Source organism: Wolbachia endosymbiont of Drosophila tristis (assembly GCF_028981745.1).
Lineage (GTDB): Bacteria > Pseudomonadota > Alphaproteobacteria > Rickettsiales > Anaplasmataceae > Wolbachia > Wolbachia pipientis.
Map to the genome: position 1 here is coordinate 1 of NZ_JAPQLN010000067.1, position 7,517 is coordinate 7,517.

Consider the following 7,517-nt stretch of genomic DNA (forward strand, 5'->3'; position numbering starts at 1 on the left):
ATAAGCTGAACGCGCTTATAAAGCGTTACAAGACATCAAAAAATGCCAATACTCGACAGAGATAGTAAAAGACTAGCTAACTCGGGGATTTTTTGTCTTTTTTTCTGCTTAGTCAATTTCTTAAACATTTGCAGCGTAGGTTAGTTGCAATTAAAAGCGGCTGAATCTCGCTTGTCAAGCGTTTAAAACATAAAAAACGCCAATATTTTAAAGCGGATAATAACCTCAGGGCTTCTTTTGCCTTTTTTTTCATTTAGTAAATTTCTTAAACATTTATAGCTAAACGACAACCGTCATCCCGCTGCTTGTTAGCGGCTGAGATACCGCGAATGAATCGCGGTATGACGGTTCGCAGAGGCATGACGGTTCATGGCAGCACGATAAGCTCGTCATCCCGCTACGTGTTAGCGGGATCTCTTGTTAGCGCCGCGGCGGTATATTTGTCATCCCGCTAGCGGGATCTATGTTGAGAGATACCGCGAATGAATCGCGGTATGACGGTTTGTGGCGGTATGACGATAAGACACAAAGCCTAATGGAAAAAACTGCGAACGCCAGTGAAAAACATAGCAATTTTATTTTCATTTGCAGCTTTTATCACATCTTGATCTTTCAGCGAGCCGCCGGGCTGAATTATAGCTGTAATCTCATGTTTTGCACTTTCTACTATGCTATCTGGGAATGGAAAAAATGCATCTGAAGCAAGCACTGCACCTTTACATTTTTCACCTGCTTTTTTCACTGCAATGTTCACACTATCTATTCTGCTTGTTTGCCCTGCACCGATGCCAATAGCACAACCATCTTTTGCTATAACTATTGCGTTGGATTTCACATGCTTACATATTTTCCAGGCAAAAATAAGATCTTTTTTTTCTTTGTCTGTTGCAGTGCATTCTGTTACTTGTTCTGCTTTTATTGTGTGGTCATTATTTTCTTGCACCAAAAACCCACCAACAACATTTTTAGTTTGGTATTTCACATTTTGTTGAAAAGATTTATGAATAATCACTCTTAAATTTTTCTTTCTTTGTAAAATTTTTAGTGCCTCATTGTTTACCGATGGTGCTATCACTACTTCCAAAAATATCTCGTTTAATTTTTCTGCTAGCTTTAAATCTATCTCCCGGTTTAAGGCAACTATACCACCAAAACTGCTTACTTCATCGCACGATAGAGCTTTTTCATATGCCTCCAAAGCATTATTACCAATAGCAGCGCCACATGGGTTATTATGCTTGATTATCACTGCTGCAGGTTCTTCGAATTCAGAAGTTATGTTAAGTGCGGATTCTATATCTACTATATTATTATAACTCAACTCTTTTCCATGTAGTTTTTCCAACGGATATTCTGTAAATTGATTACTATAAAATGCAGCTTTTTGATGGGGATTTTCACCATACCTGAGTTCTTGTACTTTATGCCCGTATAGAGCAAAAAACTCTGGTAACTCATTATTTTTACTCTGGGATAAAAACCAACTGTGAATATTAGAATCGTAGTGTGCAGTGAGAGCAAATGCTTTGGTTGCTAAGTGTTTTCTATATTCCAATGTTGTTTTATTGTTATTTTCTATCATCTCAGCTTTCAGTGCTTCATAGTCTTGAATGCTAGAAATAACTGAAGTAAAACGAAAGTTTTTTGCTGCAGCTCTAATTAACGCCACTCCGCCGATATCAATTTGTTCTATAATTTGCTCTTCATTTGAGCCGCTACTTACTGTCTCCCAAAATGGGTATAGGTTAGTTATAAGCAGTTCTATTGGCTCAATACCTAGATTTTGTATTTCCGTTTTGTGTTTTTCTCTATTGCAAAGTATGCCTCCATGAATTTTAGGGTGTAAAGTTTTTACTCTACCACCCAGTATCTCTGGAAATTGTGTGTAATCTGAGACCTCTTGTGTTTTTATTCCTGCACTAGATAGCACTTTATAAGTATTGCCCGTTGAAAGAATTTCTATTTGTTGCTGCGTTAAAAACGATGCAAGATCAATTATATTCGTTTTATCGTATACTGATATTAAAGCTCTTTTTATTTTCATTTTTATATGGAAAGTTTTTTAAGATTATATCTAAGAAAAGGAAATTTAGCTATTACATTTCTACACTAATTTAAAGCAGCCTATTCTATAAATTTTTTTACCATGCTTGATTTCAAGCCACGAATAAAATCTTCAATACTGCAAGGATTTCTCCCTTCCATTTGTACAACTTTAGGAATTAAAGTGCCACCTTTTAAACTTATGTGCATATTATCGTTAACAATCTTACCTTGTTCTGAAGCGAGAGCTTCAAAGTCAGCATCAAGTATCCTGATACGTTTATTTTCTATCTTAATGAATGCTTTTGGGTAAAACGCTTTAACTTTTCTATAAGCAACTTCACAAGCATCACTTGCATAAATTTTATAGTCTTCCACTTTGTCAGCGTAACATGCATCGTTATCGTTCTGTTTTAAGGGAAGCTGTTTTTCAATTTCGTTTAGCACTTTCAGCAGTAAATCACTGCCTAGCTTAGATAATTTATCATGCAATGTCTTGTAATTATCGTTCTTTTCGATAAGAAATTTTTCCTGTTTTAAAATAGTGCCGGAATCTAATCCTTCATCCAATTGCATAATGCTAACCCCGGTTTCTTGATCTCCTGCTAAAATTGTGTGCTGTATCGGGGCTGCACCACGCCACCTTGGTAGTAATGAAGGATGAATATTAATACAACCATATTTAGGAATATTCAAAATTTCTCTTGGAAGTATCAATCCATACGCGGCAACAACCGCAACGTCTGGCTTGAAATTTCTAAATTTTTCTTGCTCTGCCGAGAACTTTAGAGAGATAGGAGTACATACCTCTATGTTACTTTCTTCAGCGATAACATGTACTGGAGATTTCGTTGGCTTCTGTCCACGCCCCGAAGGTTTTGGAGCCTTGGTGTATACTGCCACCACTTCGCTCTTTGATTTCAGTAACAAGCTCAGAGAATTAACAGCAAATCCTGGTGATCCCATGAAAATAATTCTCATGGTGTTTTTGCTTTAAGAATTCTCCGCTAATTTACCACTTACAGTTTCTACTAATTTGGCAAAATCATCCTTATAATTAACTGCCATCTCAGCAAGAATTTTTCTATTTAAATCAATGCCGGCAAGTGTAAGACCATGCATAAACCTACCATAAGTAAGCCCATGCTCTCTTGCTGCTGCATTAATACGTATTATCCATAAGCTACGGAAATCACGTTTACGGGTTCTTCTGTCTCTGTAAGCATATTGCAGTGCTTTTTCAACTCTTTGTAATGCAATTCTATAACAGCTTTTTGCACGCCCTCTATAACCCTTTGCCAGTTTCAATATTTTTTTATGACGAGCGTGAGTAGTGACTCCACGTTTTACCCGAGCCATTTTATTTTACCTCCATTTTGTTAAATACCGTAAGGCATATGAAGCTTAACTATACGCGAGTCAGATTTACCAAGAATCGTTGTACCGCGCTGATTACGAATATTAGATTTACTTCTCTTTACCATGCCATGCCTTTTGCCTGACTGAGTAGAAATAACTTTACCCTTAGCTGTAAGGTGAAAGCGCTTTTTCACAGAAGATTTGGTTTTTAATTTTATTTTCTTCATATTCCAAATAAATTTACAAGCACTACTATTGAGTTCTTTAATAGTAATTAAGCATTAGTATAAATAATTTTATTAAAGAATCAAATTAAAATTGTATATTAAAGGAGTTTAAAAGTAATTACGCCCAATATGTGTGTTATACCTTCTTTATTCCCAAGTGGCAACAATACTTGCCTCATTTTAACACTTTCACTTTCTTCCTCTTCATTGATCGGGCATTTACTCTCTATTACAGTATCAAGTTTATCAATAACTGCATCTATTTTATATAGTCGCAAAAATGGTGCATCAATTGCATACTTATTATCAATGCGCGTCTTTTTCTCAAAACCATAGAATTCAACAGCCTTTTCTCCTGCATTTTCACAAATATAACCTTGATCCTTGACTTCAATGACAAAACAATGCTGCCATGATTCCATTATTTCTGCAGTGTCTATTTCATGCCTTTCTGGCCAATCTCTGTCTGATCCTTTTATGTCATTCCAGTGTTGAGTCACCACATTTGCTATTCTTTTTTCTTTGCCTACATAAATTTCCATTCCAATTTCCACATATAAAACACAGATATGAGGTAAATTTATCGTGAATATATTGATTTTTTCTTACCACAAGGTGCATGTCACTAGAAGTTCTGAGATCTAGAGAGTGGTATTGATTTTATTTCCATTACAACTTATTATTTATAGATAACCTCAATAAAAACGATGAAGCTAAACGAAATCAGAGAAAGATTTATAAAATTTTTTGTAAATAATGACCACGAGCAGGTTTCTTCTTCTCCTTTGATTCCAGAACATGACCCAACGCTCATGTTCACAAATGCTGGTATGGTGCAGTTTAAAAATATTTTTACTGGTGCTCAAAAAACTGAAATGAAACGTGCTGTCTCAAGTCAAAAGTGCCTAAGAGCAGGCGGTAAACACAATGATCTGGAAAATGTTGGCTATACAACTCGGCATCACACATTTTTTGAAATGCTCGGAAATTTTAGCTTCGGTGATTACTTTAAGGAAACTGCGATAGAATTTGCGTGGGAATTTATCACTAAAGAGTTATCTCTTGATAAAAACAGACTATCCATAACCGTCTACCATACTGATGATGAGGCGTACGAGATTTGGCGTAAGATAAGTGGCTTTTCAAGTGATAAAATCATAAGAATTACAACGGATGATAACTTTTGGAGTATGGGAAGCACTGGTCCGTGCGGTCCATGTTCTGAAATTTTTTATGACCATGGGAGTCCTAATTTACAAGAGGGCGATAGAATTGTTGAAATCTGGAATCTGGTATTCATGGAGTTTAACAAAGATGAAGAAGGTAATTTACACAAATTGCCAAAAAAATGCATCGATACTGGAATGGGCCTTGAAAGAATAGCGGCTGTTATGCAAAACGTCCATGATAACTATGATATTGATCTATTTTCTGCTCTGATAAGTAAATCACAAGAGTACTGTGGAAGAACGGAAAATAAAATAGCGCATAAGATCATAGCAGATCATCTTCGCGCGGCTGCATTTCTCATCGCAGAAGGAGTGCTTCCTGGAAATGAGGGCAGGAATTACGTATTACGCAGATTAATTAGGAGAGCCACACGTTATATTCACCTGCTTGGATATAATGATTCCCTACTCCATCGTATTTTTCCAGTGTTGATAGATAGCACGAGTTCGGCTTATATGGGAGCTGAATTAGTCAGAGCTAAAAGCTTAATAGAAACGACGTTAAAATCAGAGGAAGAAAACTTTAAAGACACTTTGATGAAAGGTATCAATCTCCTGGAGAAATTCACTACAGATTTAAAATCGGGCGATACTTTGCCTGGAGAATCAGCGTTTAAGCTATATGACACCTACGGATTTCCTTTGGATATTACACTTGATATTTTAAAAGAGAAAAAAATAAATTTTGACCAGAAGGGTTTTGATGATGCAATGGGAGAACAAAAAGAGAGAGCACGTGCTAAATGGGCTGGATCTGGTGAAAAATCTGTTGAGCAAGTATGGTTTGATTTGATCAATAAATTTGGCAAAACAAAATTTGTTGGTTATGAGTTCAATGAAGTAAGTGATGCGAAAATACTAGCTATAGTTTCCTCTAAAAATGAAGTAATTGATTCTGCAAAGGAGGGAGAAAAGATAACCATTATACTTGATAAAACACCTTTTTATGGCGAGTCAGGTGGACAAGTGGGAGATACTGGCAGTCTGATCAAATCTGATAGAAGTATTATTATAGTCAAGAATACCAATAAGGTTAATGACCTATATTTGCACAGATGCATAGTTAAGTTCGGTTCAATTTGTAAAGGTAACACAGTTGCAGCAAGCATTGACAAGGAAAGAAGGCAAACCTTAAGAAGAAATCATTCAGCTACACATCTTCTGCACTTTACACTCAGAAAAATTCTAGGTGATCATGTCACTCAAAAAGGTTCCCTAGTTGCACCAGATAGACTGAGATTCGACTTCAGCCATAACACTCAAATGACTCAAGATCAGTTGTTTTGGGTAGAGGATATGGTAAACTCTCTAATCAGAGAAAATCTTTCCGCATCTACAAAAATTCAAAGCATGAATCAGGCAATAGACGAAGGAGCTATGGCGTTATTCGGTGAAAAATATGGCAACCAAGTAAGAGTAGTGAAGATTGGAGATTCAAGGGAACTGTGTGGTGGCACACACGTTGAACATACTGGAGAAATTGGTTTGTTTAAGATAGTAACAGAGAGTTCTGTTGCTTTTGGAGTGAGGAGAATTGAAGCTTTAACTGGTCAGGAAGCAATCAATTATGTACGTGATAATGAAATTAACTTAAAAAAAGTTGCAGAATTCGTAAAAGCGCCAGTGAGTGAAATAACAAGCAGATTAAGTATTTTAAGTCAAGAACACAAAAAATCCGAAACCAAAATAAAAAACCTATATAAAAAGCTTGTGAGTGCAGAGAATATAAAAAGCACCGAAATAAATGGAATAAATTTTATAAGCCACACTTTCGCTGATATTCCAGCAAATGTAATAAGAGAGTTTGTTTTGCAGCAACAAAAACCAAAAACGGTAATAGCTTTTACGGCAACAGAAAAAGATAAAACAGTCTTGATTATTAAAGTAAGTAAAGACTTAATCAATAAGATTAGCGCAAAAGAACTAATATCCATAGCAGTTAAAAAGAACTGTGGTGGGAATGCTGAACTTGCACAAACAGGCTGTGATAGCAATAAAATAGATGATGCCATTACAGCCATTTATAGCAAAATAACAGCTTCTAAGCACTCTACGTCATACCACCACGAACCGTCATACCGCCGCGGCGCTAACAAGCAGCGGGATACTTAACCATCGTCTACACCGTCATACCGCGATTCATTCGCGGTATCTCTTAGCATAGATCCCGCTAACAGGTAGCGGGATGACGGTTGTCAGGCTAGCTGTCATCCAAGTAGCTCGACTACTTGGATCCAGGAAAAAGAATGGTGTCATGAAAGTAGCTGACACTGATTCCTTTATGATGGTGTCATCCCAGTGCCCAGACACTGGGATCCAGGAAACTTAATTGCAAGTAATGCATTGGATTTGGTGAGTATGGGTTTTGCGTTATAGAATGAAGCACTTTTGGTGAATTTATAAAGAAAGCTGGATCCCAGTGTCAAGCACTGGGATGACAAGGTATAAACCTTATCTTCATGCCGCCGCGAACCGTCATACCGCGATTCATTCGCGGTATCTCAGCCGCTAACAAGAGATCCCGCTAACAAGTAGCGGGATGACGGTTGTCGTTCAGCCACAAACATTGAGAAATTTACCAAATGAAAAAAAAGGCAAAAGAAGCCCCGTGGTTATTATCCGCTTTAAAATATTGGCGTTTTTTATGTTTTAAACGCTT

At 36.8% G+C, this 7,517-nt stretch carries 7 protein-coding genes; 2 read left to right on the forward strand and 5 right to left on the reverse strand.

Features of this window, described 5'->3' with window-relative positions; all coding sequences use genetic code 11:
* Positions 1-532 precede the first annotated feature (532 nt).
* The 5 genes from purH to OZD64_RS02575 all read right to left on the reverse strand — a co-directional run bounded on the left by purH (position 533) and on the right by OZD64_RS02575 (position 4,171).
* Positions 533-2,044 (reverse strand): bifunctional phosphoribosylaminoimidazolecarboxamide formyltransferase/IMP cyclohydrolase, encoded by a 1,512-nt coding sequence (purH, locus tag OZD64_RS02555; RefSeq protein ID WP_010082407.1) that lies wholly within the window; start codon positions 2,042-2,044, stop codon positions 533-535.
* Positions 2,045-2,124: 80 nt separating this feature from the next.
* Entirely contained in the window at positions 2,125-3,024 is a 900-nt protein-coding gene (gene fmt, locus OZD64_RS02560; protein WP_010962892.1) for a methionyl-tRNA formyltransferase, read from the reverse strand.
* Between the two features lie 12 nt (positions 3,025-3,036).
* On the reverse strand, positions 3,037-3,402 hold the full coding sequence (gene rplT, locus OZD64_RS02565) for a 50S ribosomal protein L20 (protein WP_006279340.1): 366 nt from the start codon (positions 3,400-3,402) through the stop codon (positions 3,037-3,039).
* 20 nt (positions 3,403-3,422) lie between these two features.
* Positions 3,423-3,629, reverse strand: a complete 207-nt coding sequence (gene rpmI / locus OZD64_RS02570) for a 50S ribosomal protein L35 (RefSeq protein WP_007548610.1) — start codon at positions 3,627-3,629, stop codon at positions 3,423-3,425.
* 98 nt (positions 3,630-3,727) lie between these two features.
* Entirely contained in the window at positions 3,728-4,171 is a 444-nt protein-coding gene (locus OZD64_RS02575; protein ID WP_010962890.1) for a PAS domain-containing protein, read from the reverse strand.
* 165 nt (positions 4,172-4,336) lie between these two features.
* Here OZD64_RS02575 and alaS point away from each other — a divergent pair, with 165 nt between their 5' ends.
* Entirely contained in the window at positions 4,337-6,970 is a 2,634-nt protein-coding gene (gene alaS / locus OZD64_RS02580; RefSeq protein WP_274999244.1) for an alanine--tRNA ligase, read from the forward strand.
* Between the two features lie 73 nt (positions 6,971-7,043).
* Complete coding sequence (locus OZD64_RS02585; RefSeq protein WP_153801319.1) at positions 7,044-7,187, forward strand: hypothetical protein; 144 nt, start codon at positions 7,044-7,046, stop codon at positions 7,185-7,187.
* Positions 7,188-7,517: the final 330 nt, after the last annotated feature.

What these genes read in the sequence shown, in the direction of transcription:
- purH (WP_010082407.1), bottom strand. Translation starts at nt 2,044, where the DNA reads ATGAAAATAAAAAGAGCTTTAATATCAGTATACGATAAAACGAATATA.
- fmt (WP_010962892.1), bottom strand. Translation starts at nt 3,024, where the DNA reads ATGAGAATTATTTTCATGGGATCACCAGGATTTGCTGTTAATTCTCTG.
- rplT (WP_006279340.1), bottom strand. Translation starts at nt 3,402, where the DNA reads ATGGCTCGGGTAAAACGTGGAGTCACTACTCACGCTCGTCATAAAAAA.
- rpmI (WP_007548610.1), bottom strand. Translation starts at nt 3,629, where the DNA reads ATGAAGAAAATAAAATTAAAAACCAAATCTTCTGTGAAAAAGCGCTTT.
- OZD64_RS02575 (WP_010962890.1), bottom strand. Translation starts at nt 4,171, where the DNA reads ATGGAAATTTATGTAGGCAAAGAAAAAAGAATAGCAAATGTGGTGACT.
- alaS (WP_274999244.1), top strand. Translation starts at nt 4,337, where the DNA reads ATGAAGCTAAACGAAATCAGAGAAAGATTTATAAAATTTTTTGTAAAT.
- OZD64_RS02585 (WP_153801319.1), top strand. Translation starts at nt 7,044, where the DNA reads ATGACGGTTGTCAGGCTAGCTGTCATCCAAGTAGCTCGACTACTTGGA.